This window comes from Bacillus sp. PS108 (assembly GCF_037963335.1).
In the GTDB taxonomy this organism is placed as follows: domain Bacteria; phylum Bacillota; class Bacilli; order Bacillales; family Bacillaceae; genus Bacillus; species Bacillus subtilis.
On sequence record NZ_CP150155.1, the window covers coordinates 2,328,623 to 2,348,688 of the forward strand.

Consider the following 20,066-nt stretch of genomic DNA (forward strand, 5'->3'; position numbering starts at 1 on the left):
AGTTTATATGACGGGAAAGAAATGACTTGATATAATCAATCTCTAAAAACCTTACGGGAGGCGAAAGAAATGCCCAGAAAATTATTCACACCGATTACAATTAAAGATATGACGTTAAAAAACCGCATTGTCATGTCGCCAATGTGCATGTATTCTTCTCATGAAAAGGACGGAAAATTGACACCGTTCCACATGGCACATTACATATCGCGCGCAATCGGCCAGGTCGGACTGATTATTGTAGAGGCGTCAGCGGTTAATCCTCAAGGACGAATCACTGACCAAGACTTAGGCATTTGGAGCGACGAGCATATTGAAGGCTTTGCAAAACTGACTGAGCAGGTCAAAGAACAAGGTTCAAAAATCGGCATTCAGCTTGCCCATGCCGGACGTAAAGCTGAGCTTGAAGGAGATATCTTCGCTCCATCGGCGATTGCGTTTGACGAACAATCAGCAACACCTGTAGAAATGTCAGCAGAAAAAGTAAAAGAAACAGTTCAGGAGTTCAAGCAAGCGGCTGCCCGCGCAAAAGAAGCCGGCTTTGATGTGATTGAAATTCATGCGGCGCACGGATATTTAATTCATGAATTTTTGTCTCCGCTTTCCAACCATCGCACAGATGAATATGGCGGCTCACCTGAAAACCGCTATCGTTTCTTGAGAGAGATCATTGATGAAGTCAAACAAGTATGGGATGGTCCTTTATTTGTCCGTGTATCTGCTTCTGACTACACTGATAAAGGCTTAGACATTGCCGATCACATCGGTTTTGCAAAATGGATGAAGGAGCAGGGTGTTGACTTAATTGACTGCAGCTCAGGCGCCCTTGTTCATGCAGACATTAACGTATTCCCTGGCTATCAAGTCAGCTTCGCTGAGAAAATCCGTGAACAGGCGGACATGGCTACTGGTGCCGTCGGCATGATTACAGACGGTTCAATGGCTGAAGAAATTCTGCAAAACGGACGTGCCGACCTCATCTTTATCGGCAGAGAGCTTTTGCGGGATCCATTCTTTGCAAGAACTGCTGCGAAACAGCTCAATACAGAGATTCCGGCCCCTGTTCAATACGAAAGAGGCTGGTAATGCCCATAAGAGATATCCTGTAGAGGATATCTCTTTTTTTATTTTTAGAGAAACGATCGGCTAAGGTTCTCCGTCTCCCTAGTAGAACCAATTAGAGGAGATGACTCCAATGAAATCAGCTTGGATGGAAAAGACATATACAATTGACGGATGTGCGTTTCATACACAGCACCGGAAAGGATCAAGCGGTGTAACGATTGTCTTTGAGGCCGGCTATGGTACTTCTTCTGAGACGTGGAAACCATTAATGGCGGACATTGATGATGAATTTGGCATTTTCACATATGATCGGGCAGGCATAGGAAAAAGCGGGCAAAGCAGAGCTAAACGAACAGCTGATCAACAAGTGAAAGAATTGGAGAGTTTGCTTAAAGCAGCTGATGTAAAACCTCCTTATTTGGCTGTTTCACACTCATACGGAGCTGTCATCACCGGTTTATGGGCCTGCAAAAACAAGCATGATATTATCGGCATGGTCCTTCTTGACCCAGCTTTAGGCGATTGCGCCAGCTTTACCTTTATACCCGAAGAAATGCACAAATCACATACGAGAAAGATGATGCTTGAGGGCACACATGCAGAGTTTTCAAAAAGTCTGCAGGAGCTCAAAAAGCGGCAAGTCCACTTAGGAAACATGCCTCTTCTTGTGTTGTCATCAGGAGAACGGACTGAGAAATTCGCTGCTGAACAGGAGTGGCAAAACTTGCACAGCAGCATATTGTCTCTATCTAACCAAAGCGGCTGGATTCAAGCTAAAAACAGCTCCCACAACATCCATCATGATGAACCTCATATCGTTCACTTGGCTATTTATGACGTATGGTGCGCAGCGTGCCAGCAGGCCGCTCCTCTTTACCAGGCAGTCAATTAACGTAAAAAAAGACCGGGCCGTAAGGGATTCCCGGTCTTTTATATTATTTTGTTTCACGGTGAAGGGTATATTTCTTTAAACGCGGTGAATATTTTTTCAGCTCCAAACGGTCTGGATTGGTGCGTTTATTTTTTGTTGTGATGTAATTTCGGTCTCCCGTTTCAGTGCAGGCTAAAGTAACATTTACTCTCATAATTAACATCTCCTTATAAAGCGTAATGATTACGTTTTATTATACAACGTCATCACAAATTGTCAAATAAGAGCTCCGCCTTCAGCCTCGCGGGACGTTTACCTCTAAGAAATCATATGCCGCCACGCTATTGGGGAAAACGTCAACCGCTTCTTTTTGAAGCTCCAAAGAAGCATCTCCCTGATATCTTGCGCTGATATGGGTTAAAATGAGCTGCTTCGCTCTTGCTTCTTTCGCTGTTACAGCCGCTTGTTCCGTTGTACTGTGATAATAATCATAAGCAAGTTTACGGTCTTCCTTAGCAAAGGTTGCTTCATGAACAAGCACATCACAATCCCTCGCAAGCTCTTTTAGTTTGTCACTTACTCTCGTATCACCGGAGAACACAACAGATCTTCCCTTTTTAGGAGGCTCCAGAAAATCATTCCCATTGATAATTCGTCCGTCTTCAAGCGTTACCGTTTCGCCTTTTTTGATTTTCTGATATACAGGTCCGGGCGGGATGTTCATTTCTTTTAATACGTCAGCCTTCAAGGAACCCGGTACGTCTTTTTCCTGCACACGGTACCCGAAGGCTTCTACTCCATGAATAACAGATACCGCTGTGACAATAAACTGATCGTCCTCAAACACAATTCCTTCTTCAATTTCCTGGATCGCAAGCGGATATGTCAAATGGGTTTTCGTGACGGCAAGGCTTGTTTCAATAAACGCCTTGATCCCTTTAGGCCCGTACACTGTCAGCTCGTCCTCTCCGCCTTGAAAGGAACGGCTCCCCAGAAGCCCCGGAAGTCCGTATACATGATCGCCGTGCATGTGTGTAATAAAGATTTTCTCTATTTTACGAGGTTTAATCGTTGTATGTAAAATTTGATGCTGTGTGGCTTCCCCGCAGTCAAAAAGCCATACCGAACGCCTTTCTTCAAGCAATTTTAATGCAACCGACGTTACATTTCTCGCTTTGGCGGGAATGCCGGCTCCCGTCCCTAAAAAAAGTAATTCCACGTTTCCTTCCTCCTACTAGAACCAGATACCTACAAGAATACAGGATCAAGCGCAAAATGTGAATCTTGCCTCTGAAAAGAACAATCCTTTCGTGCTAGAAACATTTTTTCAGCATTCTGCTTAAAAAAGGTCTTAAATGTTTGCTTTCGTTGAATTTTAGATTTAAAATGAAGGAAATATACGGGGTGTACTAAAATAAAGCTTCGAATAAAGTGAGGTACTTTTAGTGAAAACAAACCAACAACCAAAAGCAGTAATTGTCATATTCGGTGCAACTGGAGATTTAGCAAAACGAAAATTGTATCCGTCTATTCACCGTTTATATCAAAACGGACAAATCGGAGAAGAGTTTGCAGTGGTAGGAGTTGGAAGAAGACCTTGGTCTAATGAGGATCTTCGCCAAACTGTTAAAACATCCATTTCCTCAGCTGCAGATAAGCATATAGATGATTTCACGTCTCATTTTTACTATCACCCGTTTGACGTGACAAACCCTGGCTCTTATCAAGAGCTTAACGTATTGCTTAACCAGCTGGAAGATACATATCAAATTCCTAACAACAGAATGTTCTACTTGGCAATGGCTCCTGAATTCTTCGGGACGATTGCAAAAACTTTAAAATCAGAGGGTGTAACAGCTACAACAGGCTGGTCCCGCCTTGTCATCGAAAAACCATTCGGCCATGATCTGCCAAGCGCACAGGCATTAAATAAAGAAATCCGCGAAGCATTTACGGAAGATCAAATTTACAGAATCGACCATTATCTAGGCAAACAAATGGTTCAGAACATTGAAGTGATTCGATTTGCCAATGCGATTTTCGAACCGCTTTGGACAAACCGCTACATTTCAAACATTCAAATCACATCTAGCGAATCACTAGGCGTTGAAGACCGCGCAAGATATTACGAAAAATCAGGCGCCCTTCGCGACATGGTGCAAAACCATATTATGCAGATGGTTGCCCTTCTAGCAATGGAGCCGCCTATCAAATTGAACACAGAAGAAATCCGCAGCGAAAAAGTGAAGGTGCTGAGAGCACTGCGTCCTATTGCAAAAGACGAAGTGGATGAATACTTTGTGCGCGGACAATATCAAGCTGGTGAAATTGACGGTGTACCGGTTCCTGCTTATACAGATGAAGATAATGTCGCTCCTGACTCCAATACAGAAACCTTTGTTGCCGGCAAGCTCTTGATCGACAACTTCAGATGGGCTGGTGTTCCATTCTATATCAGAACCGGAAAACGAATGAAAGAAAAGTCTACAAAAATTGTCGTTCAATTTAAGGACATTCCGATGAACCTGTACTACGGTAATGAAAACAACATGAATCCGAACTTGCTTGTCATTCATATTCAGCCTGACGAAGGCATTACGCTTTACTTAAATGCTAAAAAACTTGGCGGAGCAGCACACGCACAGCCAATCAAACTCGATTACTGCAGCAATTGCAATGACGAGTTGAACACCCCTGAAGCATATGAAAAACTAATTCACGACTGTCTTCTTGGCGATGCAACAAACTTTGCACACTGGGATGAAGTTGCCCTTTCTTGGAGCTTTGTCGACTCTATTTCTGAAACATGGGCAGCAAACAAGACCTTATCTCCTAACTACGAATCAGGCTCAATGGGACCGAAAGAATCTGATGATCTTTTGGCGAAAGACGGCTTACACTGGTGGAATATATAATAAGAAGAAAAAAGCCGAAAATGCTTACAAGCATTTTCGGCTTTTTTGCAGCTGTCACAAAGGTATAACACAATCTCTTTAATAACAAAACCCCCGAAGCTCTAGAGCTTCGGGGGTTTCTATTAATTACTTCATCCATTCAGTATGGAAGATGCCTTCTTTGTCAGTACGCTCATAAGTATGAGCGCCAAAGTAGTCGCGCTGTGCTTGGATTAAGTTTGCAGGCAGTACGGCTGTGCGGTAGCTGTCATAGTAGGCTAATGCGCTTGAGAATGATGGCACCGGTACACCTTGGGCAACTGCAAGTGAAATCACTTGGCGAAGCGCTCCTTGGTAGCTTTCTACAATATTCTTGAAATAGCTGTCAAGAAGCAGGTTGTCAAGCTCCGGCTCACGATCGTAAGCTTCTTTGATCTTCTGAAGGAATGCCGCGCGAATGATGCAGCCACCGCGGAAGATCATAGCGATTTCACCATATTTCAGATCCCAGTTGTATTCTTCAGAAGCAGCTTTCATTTGGGCAAATCCTTGCGCGTATGAGCAGATTTTACTCATGAATAACGCTTTTCTGACCGCTTCAATCAGCTCTTCTTTATTTTCTGTAACAGGCTTCACTTCTGGTCCTGAAAGAAGGCCGCTTGCTTTCACACGCTCTTCCTTCATAGCTGAGATAAAGCGCGCGAATACAGATTCAGTAATAATCGGAAGCGGAACACCTAAGTCAAGTGCGCTTTGGCTTGTCCATTTTCCTGTTCCTTTTTGGCCTGCTTTATCAAGAATCACATCAACAAGCGGTTTGCCTGTTTCTTCGTCTTTTTTCGTAAAGATGTCAGCTGTAATCTCAATCAAGTAGCTGTCAAGCTCACCTTTATTCCATTCAGCGAAAACTTCGTGAAGCTCATCAGCAGAAAGGCCCAGCACCTGTTTCAGAATGAAATATGATTCAGAGATCAACTGCATATCTCCGTATTCAATTCCGTTGTGCACCATTTTTACGTAATGGCCGGCGCCGTCCGGACCGATATATGTCGTACAAGGTTCTCCGTCAACTTTTGCAGAAATGGCTTCAAGAATCGGTTTTACAAGCTCATGTGCTTCTTTTTGTCCGCCAGGCATGATAGAAGGTCCTTTAAGCGCCCCTTCTTCTCCGCCGGAAACGCCTGTTCCGATAAAATGAATGCCGCTTTCAGCGAGTTCTTTGTTACGGCGCTGTGTATCTTTATAGTATGTATTACCGCCGTCAATTAAAATATCATCCTTCTCTAGATGAGGAAGAAGAGATTGAATTGTCGCATCTGTTGCAGTTCCCGCTTTAACCATTAATAAGATTTTGCGCGGTGTTTCCAAGGATTGGACAAATTCTTCAATGCTGTAAGTGCCAACAACATTTTTTCCTTTTGCCTCCTGTAAAAACTCCTCAGTTTTACTGCTTGATCTGTTGTAAACAGAAACAGAAAATCCCCGGCTTTCGATATTTAAAGCCAGATTTTTACCCATGACCGCAAGTCCGATAACGCCGATTTGTTGTTTTGACATATTCTAACGTCCCTTCTGCAAACGTTTAATCATTTTAAAATTTAAATTAAAATAAAATGATATTTATAATAAAGAAATTACCATACATTCACCCTTTTTTTCAAGCGATTCAGCTTTTCTTTTCATCTTGAAAAAAATCTTTATTAAAGCTTGTTCCCTTTGTTTTGCTCTCCTCTTTTTTTAACGTTGCCCCTTTTCTGATCAGTTTGGTACCGTACTTTTTATTCAGCTTTTCCATCATCTGCTGAATGGGCTCATCCTTCGCATCTTCATTAAAGCTGAACAAATCGAGCTGTTTATAGGCCTGCTCTTTTTCTACTAAATCCGTTCCGGTAATGCCAAGCAGCCTGACAGGATTTTTATTCCAATGTTTAAAAAAGAGGTGCTCCGCTTCTTTCAAAATGTCATTTTTTTGATCAATCGGGTTTCTCAGCGTAGTGCTTCTTGTGATGGTTTTCCAATCCGCATATCTAATCATAATAAAAAGCTTCGAAGCCATGACTTCCTTGCGCTGTAAACGGTCACTCACAGAAGCGGCAAGCTTTCTAAAGACGCCTAACAGCTCTTCTTCATCACTGGAATCATGGGAAAGTGTCGATGAGTTGCCGACGCTTTTAAATTCGTAAATGCGCTCCGGGTCAACCGGCGCATGGTGAATGCCATTTGCTTTATTTTTAAGGCGCGGACCGTTGATGCCAAGCAGGCGCTTCAGCGAGTGTTCATCAGCTGCAGCTAGCTCTCCGATTGTATGGATGCCGAGTCCCTTCAGTTTTTCCGCTGTCTTTTTGCCGACTCCGTGCATCTCTCCAACAGGAAGCGGCCACAGGATATCAGGCACTTGCCTCTTTCTTAAGATCGTAATTCCAAGCGGTTTTTTCATATCAGACGCCATCTTAGCGAGAAATTTATTCGGCGCAATCCCTATGCTTGACGGGAGCAGCAGCTCTTTTTGCAGCCTGCTTTGGATTTCTTTTGCCGTCTCTAGAGCGCGGCTGCTGTATGGTGTATCGGTCATGTCCATATAGCCTTCGTCGATAGAGACAGGCTCCACCAGGTCAGTATATTCACGAAGAATGGTAAACATCGCTCGTGAAGAGTTTCTATAGCGGTCAAAGTTCGGCGGAAGAACGATGAGCTCAGGACAATGGCGCTTCGCTTGCCAAACCGGCATCGTTGTTTTGACGCCGCGCGCTCTTGCTTCATAGCTGCATGTTACCACAATGCCCTTTCGCTCTTTTACGTTTCCGGCAACTGCGACCGGCTTTCCCCGGAGAGCCGGATCATATGCCATTTCAACCGACGCATAAAAGCTATTCATATCAATATGGAAAATAATTCGGCTCTTTCCCGGCATAAACAAATCTCCTTTTCGGTCATTAGACAACAGCTTGTACATATAGTAAAATGAAGCTATTGAATGGATGTGATGACAATGTTTGTGGAATCGATAAATGACGTTTTATTCTTAGTCGATTTTTTCACAATTATTCTTCCTGCTCTAACGGCAATCGGGATTGCATTTCTCTTACGGGAGTGCCGTGCGGGCGAGCAATGGAAATCAAAACGAACAGATGAACATCAGACGGTCTTTCACATTAACCGAACAGACTTTCTTATTATTATATATCATCGCATTACAACTTGGATACGTAAAGTCTTCCGCATGAATTCGCCTGTGAACGATGAGGAAGACACCGGTTCTCTTCTTTTATAAACCGCATTTATAAAAAGGAGGAGAACAAAATTGTTAAAAACATATCAAAAACTTTTGGCTATGGGTATCTTTTTGATCGTATTATGCTCGGGCAATGCTGCATTTGCAGCGACTAATCAGGTGGGAGGCCTCAGCAACGTAGGTTTTTTCCACGATTATTTAATCGAACCGTTTTCCGCTCTGCTTAAGGGTGTTGCCGGGCTGTTTCACGGAGAATACGGACTCTCTATTATCCTCGTAACCATTATTGTGCGTATAGTTGTATTGCCTTTGTTTGTCAATCAGTTCAAAAAACAGCGCATCTTCCAAGAGAAAATGGCCGTTATTAAACCTCAGGTTGACAGTATCCAGGTTAAGTTGAAAAAGACGAAGGACCCGGAAAAGCAAAAAGAGCTGCAAATGGAAATGATGAAGCTGTATCAGGAGCATAATATCAACCCGCTTGCGATGGGCTGTCTTCCAATGCTGATTCAGTCTCCGATTATGATTGGGCTTTATTACGCGATTCGCTCAACACCTGAAATTGCGTCACACTCGTTTCTATGGTTCAGTTTAGGGCAATCTGATATTCTCATGTCCCTTAGTGCAGGGATTATGTATTTTGTCCAAGCCTATATCGCTCAAAAACTGAGCGCGAAATATTCCGCTGTCCCGCAAAACCCTGCGGCACAGCAATCCGCAAAATTGATGGTGTTCATCTTCCCTGTGATGATGACGATTTTCTCGCTTAATGTTCCGGCAGCCCTTCCGCTGTACTGGTTTACAAGCGGACTGTTTTTGACAGTGCAAAACATCGTCCTTCAGATGACGCATCATAAAAGTAAAAAAACAGCCGCTCTTACTGAGTCTGTGAAATAAAAAAACAACCCCGCGCGAAAAGCCGGGGTTGTTTTTTTGTTACTTGCAAAGCATACCGCGCCAAACAGTCATGTTTATCATGACTGAAGCAGAAATGGCTATCCTAAAAAACAGCCGTACCGTTTAAAAAGAAGGAAATCGGGAATATCTTTACTCACCTCCATATGAAAGGAGCATGTACGTTGACGGAACGCTTTCAGCAAAAAAATATTTCTGTACCTGAAGGAATCTGGATTATGAGACAAACCTGGAATGATGTCTTATTTGCTCACTGGCCTGTTGATGTTTCTATCCTTCGCGCTTTGGTACCGTCCGTTTTAGAATTAGATACATATAACGGGCAAGCTTGGATCAGCATGCTTCCCTTTATGCTCACGAACCTGAGGGGGCGTTATCTTCCTGCCATTCCCGGTGCGCGTGCATTTCCTGAGCTTAACCTCCGCACCTATGTCACGTATAAAGGCAAGCCCGGCATTTATTTTTTTAGCTTAGATGCCGATCATCGTCTGGCGGTCCTTGGCGCTCGCACATTCTTTCATCTGCCTTATTTTTACGCGGATATGAAAGCCGAAAAAAACGGTGATGCCATTGACTATGTCAGCAAGCGGAAAGATGACAAAGAAGCAGCATTCCACGCCGCATACCGGCCCATTTCAGCGCCTTTTACAGCAGAAAAGGATTCGCTCGATTACTGGCTGACAGAACGGTATAGACTCTATACTATCAATCAAAACAAACTCTATTACGAAGACATCCATCATCATCCCTGGCTGCTGCAAAACGCCGAAGCGGAAATTTCAGTCAATACGGTGACTGATGCTCACGGCATTACATTGCCAGAGTCAGACCCCTTGCTTCATTACGCTAAAAAACAGGATGTGTTATTTTGGCCGCTTAGGAAATGGAGCTAAAAAAACCCGATGCGGGAAATCGCACTCGGGTTTTCTTTTTTATTTTGCCGCCTCTTCAATAATGGCAACAACCATTTCTGCCGTTTTAACGAGCTCTTCGATCGGCATTTTTTCATTTTTTGTATGGATTTGCTCATAACCGACAGCAAGATTGACCGTCGGGATGCCATGACCAGCGATTACGTTCGCGTCGCTTCCGCCGCCGCTCGTTTGCAGCTCGCTTGGACGTCCGATTTTAGCAGCCGCTTTTTTCGCGATTTCAACAACTTGGTCGCCGTCTTGATATTTAAAGCCCGGATACATAACCTCAATTTCGACTTCTGCGCGTCCGCCCATATCAGCAGCTGCCTCTTCAAAAGCAGCTTTCATTTTTTGAACCTGAGCTTCCATTTTCTCAGGAACTAAAGAGCGCGCTTCAGCAAGAATATGAACTTCGTCGCACACAATGTTTGTTTGTGTGCCGCCTTCAAACCGGCCGATATTAGCTGTTGTTTCTTCATCGATACGGCCCAATGGCATTTTTGAAATGGCTTTGCTAGCGATTGTAATCGCTGAAATGCCTTTTTCAGGTTCAACCCCGGCGTGAGCGGTTTTCCCGAAAATTGCCGCTCTTACCTTCGCCTGTGTCGGCGCGGCCACAATGATATTTCCGACTTTTCCGTCTGAATCAAGAGCATAGCCGTAGGATGCAGTGATCATAGAACGGTCAAGCGCCTTCGCTCCGATCAGACCCGATTCTTCCCCTACTGTGATGATGAATTCAATCGTGCCGTGTTCAATGTTTTCTTCTTTCAGCACCTTAATCGCCTCAAACATTGCAGCCAATCCCGCTTTATCATCAGCGCCTAAAATCGTCGTGCCGTCAGTTTTGACGTAACCGTTCTCTACAACTGGTTTTACGCCGTTTCCGGGTACAACTGTGTCCATATGAGATGTAAAATAGATCGTATCTGTTTGTTTTGTCCCTTTTAGCGTGCAAATCAGGTTACCGGCTCCGTGGCCCGTGATATCCATTGTATCGTCTTCTTTAACGTCCACACCTAAATCAGAAAATTTTCGTTTCAGCACTTTGCAGATTTCAGCTTCGTGCTTTGTTTCTGAGTCAATTTGGACAAGCTCTAAAAATTCTTCCAGCAGGCGTTTTTCATTCACCATTTGTAAGTCCCTCCATATTAAAGCGGTATGTTACCGTGCTTTTTTTTCGGTCTCTCTTCTGTCTTATGTGCAAGCATATGAAAAGCTTGAATCAGTCTTCCCCTTGATTCTTCCGGCAAAATGATGTCATCGACCATTCCACAAGCGGCCGCTTTGTATGGGCCGGCGTTTTGCTTTTTGTATTCCGCTGTTTTTTCGCGTTTCGTCTTTTGCGGGTCAGCTGAAGCTTTGATTTCCTTTTCATACAAAATCGATGCCGCACCTTCTGGACCCATCACTGCGATTTCAGCATTCGGCCATGCAAACACAAGGTCCGCTCCGATTGCTTTGCTGTTCATGGCCACATAGGCGCCGCCGTACGCTTTTCTAATGATGAGTGTGACTTTTGGGACAGTCGCTTCTGCATAAGCAAACAATAATTTTGCTCCATGCCTGATGATTCCGTTGTGCTCTTGCTGAATACCGGGCAGAAACCCCGGGACATCCTCAACAGTCAACAGCGGGATATCAAATGCGTCACAAAAACGGATGAACCTTGCTGCTTTATCAGCAGCGTCAATCGTCAAGCTTCCCGCCAGATGCTTCGGCTGGCTCGCCACGATGCCGATTGTTTTTTCACCCAGCCTTGCAAACCCAATGACAATGTTCTTCGCAAAAAATGGCTGAATCTCAAAAAAAGACTGCGGGTCGGCCATCTCCTTAATCACCGTCCGAACATCATACGGCTTTGTCGTGTCAGCAGGCACTAGACGGTTTAATAACGGTCTGGACGCCTCTTTCTCTGGCTTTGGCTCAGTTGTCCGGCCATTCAGCGGCAAATAAGACAGCAGTTTTCTCACCCCTGTCAGAACCTCCTTCTCCGTATGTCCGGAAAAGTGGGCGTTTCCGCTGACGGCATTATGTATCCCCGCTCCGCCTAAGCTCTCCGCATCAACCTGTTCCCCTGTCACTTTTTCAATCACCTTCGGGCCGGTAATAAACATCCGGCCGGTCTGTTCAGCCATAAATATAAAATCTGTGAGTGCCGGAGAATATACAGCGCCTCCAGCGCACGGCCCTAAAATAACCGATATTTGCGGAATGACTCCGGAATATAAGACGTTTCGGTAAAATATGTGACCGTATCCATCTAATGATAACACACCCTCTTGAATTCTCGCACCACCTGAGTCATTCAACCCGATAATCGGCGCCTTATTTTTTGCTGCCAGATCCATCAAAGCGCAGATTTTCTTGGCATGGGTTTCGCCAAGCGCCCCTCCGTACACTGTGAAGTCTTGCGCAAATACATAAACTGAGCGGCCGTCAATTGTGCCGTACCCTGTCACGACCCCATCCCCTAACATGCGCTGTTCTCTTGTTAACACTTGACTTTCCATGAAGGGGTGTAATTCGATAAAGCTGTCCTGATCTAGAAGAAATATGATCCTTTCCCGAGCAGCGAGCTTGCCCTTTTGCCGCTGCTGAGCCAGCTTTTCCCGTCCTCCGCCTTCTTCTGCCTGCTTGCGTTTCGTGTATAAATGATCCATGTGCTCATCCATGCTCATTGAGTTGGTCTCCTTTCGGTTCACAAAGCTCTACAAGAACACCGTTTGTTTCCCGAGGGGAAATAAACGCGATCTTTTTCCCGTTTGCCCCCTGTCTTGGAAACCTGTCAATCAATTGAACATGCCGGTCAGACAATGCTTGAAGCTGTTCAGATAGGCCGTTGCACAAAAATGCAATATGATGCAGTCCCTGCCCTTTCTTCTCCAAAAATAAACGGACGGGGCTGTCAGCTGTCAACGGCTCTATCAGCTCAAGTTTGACGCTACCAGCTTGAAAAAAAGCAACATTCACCTTTTGCTCTTCAACCGTTTCTTGATGAAGAAATGCAAGCCCCAATACATTTTCATAAAAGCTTCTTGCATCTTTTATCGAAAAAACGGCTATCCCGATATGGTCAAGCCTGTTCATTTTCATCCCTGCTTTCGCTAATAGATATCGCTTGTCCGCCCATTCAAAACACGCTAAAATATAGACAGATTGTTTAAGGAGTGAAAATCATGTCTCAAAAACTGATGAAAAGCGTTTTGATCGTGATTTTGGGAGTTTTTATTCTTTCAACTGTACTCTCAGGAATCGTCATGTTTCTATAACGATAAAAAAGCAGGCGCCTTATTCAATGGGAATATCCTGCTTTTTTATCAGAGCTTTATGCTCGATGGCAATCTCCTCAAAAGAGCGGTTGTCGTCCGTGATCAGCACTCTCGTTCCTACTGGTATCGTTTGAAACAAATGAACAACCTCATCGTTATGCATACGTATACAGCCGTTAGACACAAATTTTCCTACTGATTCCTCTCGGTTTGTCCCATGAATTCCATAAATCCGCCCGTCCGTTCCTTTCGCGTCAAATCCGATCCATCTTGCCCCAAGCGGGTTATCAGGAGATCCCCCTTCAATATTTTTCTTTCTGTAGTAAGGATTTTCCGCTTTTACCGTTACCGAAAACTCTCCTTCAGGCGTCAAATCATCTGTTTTTCCAGTCGCCACACTATACACGCCTTCTACTTTGTTGTCGAGAATAACAGCAAGTTCATTTGTTCGCTTGTTGACAATAACATACGGATCACCTGGCAGCGGATTTTCGCCGAGCGGCCAAATCGGTGAAATCATCATGAAAATCGAACATAAGAAAAAACGCATAAGCTCCTCCTTTTTCATTAGGTTGACCAATGAAGGAAGAGCTCATGCGAATCATCCGAGTGATTTTTGCGCTTTTATTCCTTTAAAATAACTTTTAATCACTAAATATTGTTCCATTTCACCGAGAAGATGGAAGAGAGCAGCCCTCGCTTCAAATTCCTCTCTAGTCGCAGGAAGCGGCATCTCCTCAAATTCTTTTCTCATGTCAGCAAGTCTTTTCAGAAATTTATACGCTGTATTCCCAGGGTGTATCGCCTCCCGCAAATCATGAATAAATTCAGCGATCATTTTTCCCTGATCTACCGTGATGGAGATCGATGTCACTTTAGGGAGAAGGCGTTCAATAATTTCAAATTGCTTTTCTCTCATTTTAAAATAATGATAATGCAGATTTTCGTAACGTAAAATGTGGTTTTGCACATCTCGATATGCCAGGTTTTTAGCCTCCGTAATAAGCTGGTGCGTTTCCGGAATTTCTTTTCCAGACCAATCTTGCTCACCAGTTAACAAATACCGTTCGATTTCTGCAAAAATGACAGCAAAGTTATCCTCTATCTTTTTACGGTAAGCAATCAGCTTCCGATCAAGACTCGGCATATACAAGTTCATCAATAGAGCGACGCCGATGCCGACCGTAATCAGCTGAACTTCATTCCAGATGAAAGTAGGCGTAATGCCGCCGGACATGTATAAATGAAGGATAATAACAGAACTGGTGACGATACCCTCGTTAATTTTTAACAGAACCGTTATCGGAATGAATATCAAAAGAAGCGCTCCGATCACAAACGGGTGGTAGCCAATAAGCTCGAAAAAGAGATAAGAAAAAACAATTGCCAGACAGCATGCCGCAAAGCGGGCCCATGAGGCCTGAAGCGACCGTTTTTGTGTGATTTGTATACACAAAATGGTGATGATTCCTGCTGATGCGAAGTTTTGCAAATGCAATAACTGGCTTATATAAATAGCCAAAGCTGTTCCAAGCGCGGTCTTTATTGTGCGGTAACCAATTTTAAACATGTCGGACTCCATTTCTATTTGTTTCTTCAATAAAAAAGAAGAGGCGGCCAGCCTTCTTCTTTTTTATATTCTATAATATTTTCTCTAAAAAGTCCTGCGCTCTTTTGGATTTTGGCGACATAAAAAATTCCTTCGGATTGCCGTCTTCGACAATCATTCCTTGGTCCATAAACAGCACACGGTCTGCCACTTCTTTTGCGAAGCCCATTTCATGTGTGACAATCACCATGGTCATGCCGGTTTCGACCAGCTCTTTCATCACCTGTAGCACTTCTTTGACCATCTCTGGATCAAGGGCGGAGGTCGGCTCGTCAAACAGCATGATGTCCGGATTCATCGCAAGAGCCCTGGCAATCGCGACACGCTGTTTTTGTCCGCCAGACAAACGGTTTGGATAGTCATTTCGCTTTTCAAACAAACCGACTTTGCGGAGCAGGTCCTCAGCTTTCTCCTGTGCAGCCTGTTTTGATTCTTTTTTTACATTGACAGGCGCGTACATGATGTTTTCGAGAACCGTTTTGTGCGGAAAGAGATGAAAATGCTGAAAAACCATCCCGATGTTTTCCCGGACCTTTAATGTGTTGGTTTTCGGCTTCGTAATCTCTGTGTCTTTTATTGTAATGGTTCCGCCGTTAGGCTTTTCCAACAGGTTTAAACAGCGGAGGAACGTTGATTTGCCTGAGCCTGAAGGACCGATCACGGCAACAACCTCACCCTCAGCGATTGTTGTTGAAATGTTTTTTAATACTTCGTGTTTCCCAAATGATTTTGACAGCTTTTCAACCTTAATCATTGGATTTCAGCTTCCTTTCTACAGCCTTGCCGATAAACGTTAAAATCAGGACAAGCACATAATAAATCAATCCCGCGATAATGAGCGGCTCAAGGTAATTGTAAGTGGCGGCGCCAGCTTGATATGCGCGTCTCATGACATCACCAAGCCCGATGACGGTGACGATCGCCGATTCTTTTGTTAACGTAATTAATTCATTCACAATTGCAGGTGATATATTTTTGAAGGCCTGCGGCAGCAGCAGATCCTTCATCATTTTTCCATATGGGACACCGAGTGCAACAGCAGCTTCTTTTTGCCCTTTATCAATAGCATTGATTCCCGCTCTGATAATTTCCGATACATAAGCGGCGGAATTCAAAGACAATGCGACAACCGCAGCCCAAAACTGGTCAATTTGAAATCCGAGCAGCTGAGGAAGGCCAAAATAGACAATCATAAGCTGCAGCACTAAAGGCGTGCCTCGGAACACTGATGTATAAAAATCAGCGATCCAGATAAACGGGCGGAATGTGCTGATCTTGCATAAGCTTAGCACAATACCGAGTATAAGTCCGATAATAGCAGATACAACAACAATTTTTAATGTAATTGCCAAGCCTTCTAATATAAAAGGAATTTGGGGGATCGTTGCTGAAAAATCCAAATTCATAACTTTGTCTCCTTTTCTTACAGGAAAAAAGATTTCCTATTCAATAAAAAGGCTCAACGAAAAAGTTGAGCCGCTTTTTTTTACTTCTCGCCAGTGAACCATTTTTTCTTCAATTTCTCAAGCTCTCCGTTATCTTCCATTTCCTTGAGCGCTTTATTGAATTTGTCTGTCAGTTCACTGTCCTTTCTGAAAGCAATTGCTGAACCGGCTTCTTCCGCTTTCGCATCAGGAATCACAAAGCCTTGCAGGTCATCATTTGATTTGAAATACCCTTCTGCAACAATGTCTTCAATAATCGCGGCATCGAAGCGGTCAGATTTGATTTCCTGCACCAAATCAGAAATTCTGTTGCGGTCTTCTGTTTTAAAACCATATTCCGGAGAAAGCTCTTTCCCCTTCTCTTCCTGAATAGAGCCAAGCTGAACACCAACTGTTTTTCCTTTCAGGTCTTTCAAAGATTGAATGCCGCTGTCTTTTTTGCTGACAATCATATGGTTCGCTGTGTAATACACATCGGAAAAATCAACTTGTTTTTTACGCTCAGGCGTTGGTGTCATTCCTGACAAAACGAGATCCACCTGTTTTGATTTAAGCGCTGTAATTAAGCTGTTGAAGTCCATATCCTGCACTTCAATTTCATAGCCTGCCTTCTTCGCCAGAGCTTTTGCCAACTCTACATCAAAGCCGACAATATTATCGCCTTCTTTATATTCAAACGGTTTGTAATCCGCCGAAGTACCCATAATTAATTTTTTCTTGCCGCCTTCTGAACCTGAATTGCTTGAGCCGCAAGCAGATAATGCAAAGGTAATGCAGGCAGCTACAAGTAATAAGAGCCATTTTTTCATGATCCATTTCCCCCGTATTCATTACTTTTGGTGTATTTGAATATTTATTCGTTAATTTGTATTTTAAACAGTTTCTTATTTTTATGCAATACTATTTTTAAAAATTATCTTCAAGCTTATCTTTCCAGTGATCTCTTTTTGATATTACTAGATAAAAATAAAATCACTGTACAATCCGATTGAATAATCCCTTAATATTTATTCATATACCCTTGGAAATTTATGCACAAAAAAACCCGGGCCGCTTGGGCATCCGGGTTGTTCGTCTTATACTTCTTCACAATATTCTTCAAAGGCTTCCTGCAGCTTTGCCACTACGGCCATCGGCTCGTGGCCTTCAATTTCATGGCGCTCTACCATTTTCATGATCTTTCCGTCTTTCAAAATCGCAAAGGACGGAGAAGATGGCGGATAACCTTCAAAATAGTCACGCGCACGCGCTGTCGCTTCTTTATCCTGTCCGGCAAAAACGGTGACGAGCTGATCAGGTCTTTTATCATAGTGAACGGAATGGTAGGCTGCCGGTCTTGCAATTCCTCCGGCGCATCCGCAAACAGAGTTTACCATGACGAGCGTCGTTCCTTTTTTCGTAAGTGCCTCATCCACCTCTTCGGCTGTTTTAAGCTCGGTGTATCCGGCAGCTGTTATTTCTTGTCTCGCTTGGCGGACAATATCATTCATAAATAAATTAAAGTCCATGTTCAATGAAGACCTCTCCTTTTTCATCATCTGTTCTTATGATAGCAAGGAAACGTCCATATCGGCAAATGACTTTGCTTCGCCGTGCACTTTTTTTGCTCTTCGTTTACTGCTTACAGAAAAAGGGGATTATATAACCAGAAGTAAAATAAAGGAGCAGTTGTATATGAGCCACCGGAAAGCGTTACTGATTCATAACGGAAATGCCGGCAACAAAAATATAGAAAAAGCACTTGGTGCTGTGGTGCCGGTTTTATCTCACCATTTAGATGAGGTGATTATTAAACAGACAAAGAAAAAGGATGATGCGTATCATTTTTGCCGATCCATTGATGATTCTGTCGACACCGTCTTCATTCTCGGCGGCGACGGCACGATCCATCAATGCATAAATGCTATCAGCGCTCTAGAAAGAAAACCCGCTGTCGGAATTTTGCCCGGCGGCACGTGCAACGACTTTTCAAGAGTGCTTGGCATCCCTCAAAATCTTGCAAAGGCCGCGGAAGCACTTATGGCGGGAAAAAAAACCAGCGTAGACGTATGTCAGATGAATGACCGTTATTTTTTGAATTTCTGGGGGATCGGCTTAATTGCAGAAACGTCGAATCAAATCAACGAAACGGAAAAAGCATTATTGGGAAAAATCAGCTATTTTACAAGTGCCTTGCGAACCGTCTCATCTGCTGCATCGTTTCCGATGACATTAAAAATTGATGGAGAAGAAATTAAAGAAGAAGCCGTTATGCTGCTTGTGATGAATGGCCAATACATTGGAACGAATCGAATTCCTCTGCCCGATGCCAGTATTGAAGACGGCTTACTTGATGTTCTCATATGCCGCAATACCAACCTCACCGCGCTGCGGGAGCTGATGAGCATGGAACAAGGCTCAATTGATCGTTTTACCGGAGAGTTGTCCTATGTCCAGGCTTCCCGTATCGAGATTGAAACAGACACTGCCAAAAAGGCGGATATGGATGGAGAAGTTTATACACATACACCCGCAGTCATTCAGGTCCTGCCACAGCATATCGACATGCTTGTTCCCGCAAATGAATAACTGTCATAAGGCTTTAGAAAGATTTTGCAAATCCGTTGACTCTCCCCTAGGAGGAGGTCTTACAGTATAAGGGATACACACTTGAAAAAGGGGAAGTCATATGGAGAAGAAAAATATTACCTTAACTATATTATTAACCAATTTATTTATTGCTTTTTTGGGGATCGGGCTTGTGATTCCAGTAACGCCGACCATTATGAATGAATTGCATTTATCGGGAACCGCGGTCGGCTATATGGTTGCCTGCTTCGCTATTACACAGCTCATTGTCTCACCAATAGCCGGACGATGGGTTGATCGCTTCGGGCGCAAGATCATGATCGTGATCGGCCTGTTGTTCTTTAGTGTGTCGGAGTTTTTATTCGGCATTGGAAAAACAGTGGAGATGTTATTTATCTCCCGTATGCTGGGCGGTATCAGCGCAGCCTTCATTATGCCCGGGGTCACGGCTTTTATCGCAGATATCACGACTATTAAAACACGGCCGAAAGCGCTCGGTTATATGTCAGCCGCTATTTCAACAGGATTTATTATCGGCCCCGGCATTGGGGGATTTTTAGCAGAAGTCCATTCCCGGCTGCCTTTTTTCTTGCGGCAGCTTTTGCACTGTTAGCAGCCATTTTATCCATCCTCACGCTGCGCGAGCCGGAACGAAACCCTGAAAATCAGGAAATAAAAGGACAGAAGACAGGCTTTAAACGGATTTTTGCCCCCATGTATTTCATAGCTTTTCTCATTATCTTAATTTCGTCTTTTGGTTTAGCATCATTTGAATCTTTATTTGCATTATTCGTGGATCATAAATTCGGTTTTACGGCCAGCGACATTGCCATTATGATTACAGGAGGAGCGATTGTTGGCGCCATTACGCAAGTCGTCTTATTCGACCGCTTCACAAGATGGTTTGGCGAAATCCATTTAATTCGGTACAGCTTAATTCTCTCGACGAGTCTGGTATTCTTGCTGACAACGGTACATTCATATGTTGCGATTCTGCTGGTGACAGTCACCGTATTTGTCGGATTCGATCTCATGCGGCCTGCGGTAACGACTTACCTGTCAAAGATTGCGGGAAATGAGCAGGGGTTTGCCGGCGGTATGAATTCAATGTTTACAAGTATCGGCAATGTATTCGGGCCTATTATCGGCGGAATGCTGTTCGATATAGATGTAAACTATCCTTTCTACTTTGCAACGGTCACCTTGGCTATAGGGATTGCACTGACCATTGCTTGGAAAGCGCCTGCACATCTTAAAGCCAGCACGTGATAAGAAGCGTAT

At 43.8% G+C, this 20,066-nt stretch carries 21 protein-coding genes and 1 pseudogene; 9 read left to right on the forward strand and 13 right to left on the reverse strand.

The annotated features are described in order from the left end of the window. Positions 1-69: 69 nt before the first annotated feature. Together namA and NSQ16_RS11925 are read left to right on the forward strand one after the other, a co-directional pair. The gene (gene namA / locus NSQ16_RS11920) at positions 70-1,086 is read left to right on the forward strand and encodes an NADPH dehydrogenase NamA (RefSeq protein WP_042976447.1); all 1,017 of its coding nucleotides are present in this window, start codon (positions 70-72) and stop codon (positions 1,084-1,086) included. Positions 1,087-1,195: 109 nt separating this feature from the next. Beyond that, a complete protein-coding gene (locus tag NSQ16_RS11925) occupies positions 1,196-1,957 on the forward strand; it encodes an alpha/beta hydrolase (RefSeq protein WP_003230373.1) in 762 nt (253 codons plus the stop codon). 43 nt (positions 1,958-2,000) lie between these two features. Here NSQ16_RS11925 and rpmG read toward each other — a convergent pair whose 3' ends face one another. Together rpmG and rnz are read right to left on the reverse strand one after the other, a co-directional pair. Then, a complete protein-coding gene (gene rpmG, locus NSQ16_RS11930; protein WP_003226511.1) occupies positions 2,001-2,150 on the reverse strand; it encodes a 50S ribosomal protein L33 in 150 nt (49 codons plus the stop codon). Between the two features lie 81 nt (positions 2,151-2,231). Continuing rightward, positions 2,232-3,155, reverse strand: a complete 924-nt coding sequence (gene rnz / locus NSQ16_RS11935; protein ID WP_004398681.1) for a ribonuclease Z — start codon at positions 3,153-3,155, stop codon at positions 2,232-2,234. A gap of 226 nt (positions 3,156-3,381) precedes the next feature. Here rnz and zwf point away from each other — a divergent pair, with 226 nt between their 5' ends. Further along, a complete protein-coding gene (zwf, locus tag NSQ16_RS11940; protein ID WP_069703877.1) occupies positions 3,382-4,851 on the forward strand; it encodes a glucose-6-phosphate dehydrogenase in 1,470 nt (489 codons plus the stop codon). Positions 4,852-4,977: 126 nt separating this feature from the next. On the opposite strand, the gene gndA is transcribed toward zwf, so the two are convergent. Both gndA and NSQ16_RS11950 read right to left on the reverse strand, forming a co-directional pair. Then, on the reverse strand, positions 4,978-6,387 hold the full coding sequence (gene gndA / locus NSQ16_RS11945; RefSeq protein WP_003230365.1) for an NADP-dependent phosphogluconate dehydrogenase: 1,410 nt from the start codon (positions 6,385-6,387) through the stop codon (positions 4,978-4,980). A gap of 109 nt (positions 6,388-6,496) precedes the next feature. After that, entirely contained in the window at positions 6,497-7,741 is a 1,245-nt protein-coding gene (locus tag NSQ16_RS11950; protein WP_015251756.1) for a DNA polymerase IV, read from the reverse strand. Between the two features lie 72 nt (positions 7,742-7,813). Between NSQ16_RS11950 and mifM the strand changes: the two genes are divergently transcribed. From mifM to NSQ16_RS11965, 3 genes are all read left to right on the forward strand, one after another. Beyond that, positions 7,814-8,101: a membrane protein insertion/folding monitor MifM gene (mifM, locus tag NSQ16_RS11955; RefSeq protein WP_160221979.1), complete on the forward strand. Its 288-nt coding sequence runs from the start codon at positions 7,814-7,816 to the stop codon at positions 8,099-8,101. 30 nt (positions 8,102-8,131) lie between these two features. Then, positions 8,132-8,959: a membrane protein insertase YidC gene (locus tag NSQ16_RS11960; protein WP_003230359.1), complete on the forward strand. Its 828-nt coding sequence runs from the start codon at positions 8,132-8,134 to the stop codon at positions 8,957-8,959. A 182-nt stretch (positions 8,960-9,141) separates the two neighbouring features. Continuing rightward, positions 9,142-9,870 (forward strand): DUF2071 domain-containing protein, encoded by a 729-nt coding sequence (locus tag NSQ16_RS11965; protein ID WP_230488249.1) that lies wholly within the window; start codon positions 9,142-9,144, stop codon positions 9,868-9,870. A 39-nt stretch (positions 9,871-9,909) separates the two neighbouring features. Here NSQ16_RS11965 and NSQ16_RS11970 read toward each other — a convergent pair whose 3' ends face one another. Genes NSQ16_RS11970 through mce form a run of 3 tightly spaced genes read right to left on the reverse strand, consistent with a single transcriptional unit; the run spans position 9,910 to position 12,981 of the window. Next, positions 9,910-11,025, reverse strand: coding sequence for a tripeptidase T (locus NSQ16_RS11970; RefSeq protein WP_003230352.1), 1,116 nt, complete (start codon positions 11,023-11,025; stop codon positions 9,910-9,912). A 17-nt stretch (positions 11,026-11,042) separates the two neighbouring features. Then, positions 11,043-12,566, reverse strand: a complete 1,524-nt coding sequence (locus NSQ16_RS11975) for an acyl-CoA carboxylase subunit beta (protein WP_080477825.1) — start codon at positions 12,564-12,566, stop codon at positions 11,043-11,045. Next, entirely contained in the window at positions 12,559-12,981 is a 423-nt protein-coding gene (gene mce, locus NSQ16_RS11980; RefSeq protein ID WP_069703875.1) for a methylmalonyl-CoA epimerase, read from the reverse strand. Before mce ends, NSQ16_RS11975 begins: the two co-directional genes overlap by 8 nt. A gap of 89 nt (positions 12,982-13,070) precedes the next feature. Here mce and prli42 point away from each other — a divergent pair, with 89 nt between their 5' ends. Next, positions 13,071-13,163 (forward strand): stressosome-associated protein Prli42, encoded by a 93-nt coding sequence (gene prli42 / locus NSQ16_RS11985; RefSeq protein ID WP_003226489.1) that lies wholly within the window; start codon positions 13,071-13,073, stop codon positions 13,161-13,163. Between the two features lie 19 nt (positions 13,164-13,182). Here prli42 and NSQ16_RS11990 read toward each other — a convergent pair whose 3' ends face one another. The 6 genes from NSQ16_RS11990 to brxB all read right to left on the reverse strand — a co-directional run bounded on the left by NSQ16_RS11990 (position 13,183) and on the right by brxB (position 17,731). Further along, the gene (locus NSQ16_RS11990; RefSeq protein ID WP_004398604.1) at positions 13,183-13,713 is read right to left on the reverse strand and encodes a L,D-transpeptidase; all 531 of its coding nucleotides are present in this window, start codon (positions 13,711-13,713) and stop codon (positions 13,183-13,185) included. 51 nt (positions 13,714-13,764) lie between these two features. Beyond that, positions 13,765-14,733 carry an aromatic acid exporter family protein gene (locus NSQ16_RS11995; protein ID WP_029317941.1) on the reverse strand — a complete coding sequence of 323 codons (969 nt, stop codon included), beginning with the start codon at positions 14,731-14,733 and terminating at the stop codon, positions 13,765-13,767. Positions 14,734-14,803: 70 nt separating this feature from the next. Continuing rightward, positions 14,804-15,526 carry an arginine ABC transporter ATP-binding protein ArtR gene (artR, locus tag NSQ16_RS12000; RefSeq protein ID WP_004398740.1) on the reverse strand — a complete coding sequence of 241 codons (723 nt, stop codon included), beginning with the start codon at positions 15,524-15,526 and terminating at the stop codon, positions 14,804-14,806. Further along, entirely contained in the window at positions 15,519-16,178 is a 660-nt protein-coding gene (gene artQ, locus NSQ16_RS12005; protein ID WP_003230340.1) for an arginine ABC transporter permease ArtQ, read from the reverse strand. The genes artR and artQ overlap by 8 nt, the downstream gene beginning before the upstream one ends. Before the next feature lie 80 nt (positions 16,179-16,258). Beyond that, a complete protein-coding gene (gene artP / locus NSQ16_RS12010; protein ID WP_003230337.1) occupies positions 16,259-17,026 on the reverse strand; it encodes an arginine ABC transporter substrate-binding protein ArtP in 768 nt (255 codons plus the stop codon). 267 nt (positions 17,027-17,293) lie between these two features. Continuing rightward, positions 17,294-17,731, reverse strand: a complete 438-nt coding sequence (brxB, locus tag NSQ16_RS12015; protein WP_003226477.1) for a bacilliredoxin BrxB — start codon at positions 17,729-17,731, stop codon at positions 17,294-17,296. Between the two features lie 160 nt (positions 17,732-17,891). On the opposite strand from brxB, the gene NSQ16_RS12020 reads away from it, so the two are divergent. Both NSQ16_RS12020 and bmr read left to right on the forward strand, forming a co-directional pair. Beyond that, complete coding sequence (locus NSQ16_RS12020; RefSeq protein ID WP_003230330.1) at positions 17,892-18,785, forward strand: diacylglycerol kinase family lipid kinase; 894 nt, start codon at positions 17,892-17,894, stop codon at positions 18,783-18,785. A 100-nt stretch (positions 18,786-18,885) separates the two neighbouring features. Further along, a pseudogene (gene bmr / locus NSQ16_RS12025) lies at positions 18,886-20,054 on the forward strand (multidrug efflux MFS transporter Bmr). The last annotated feature ends 12 nt before the right edge of the window (positions 20,055-20,066 follow it).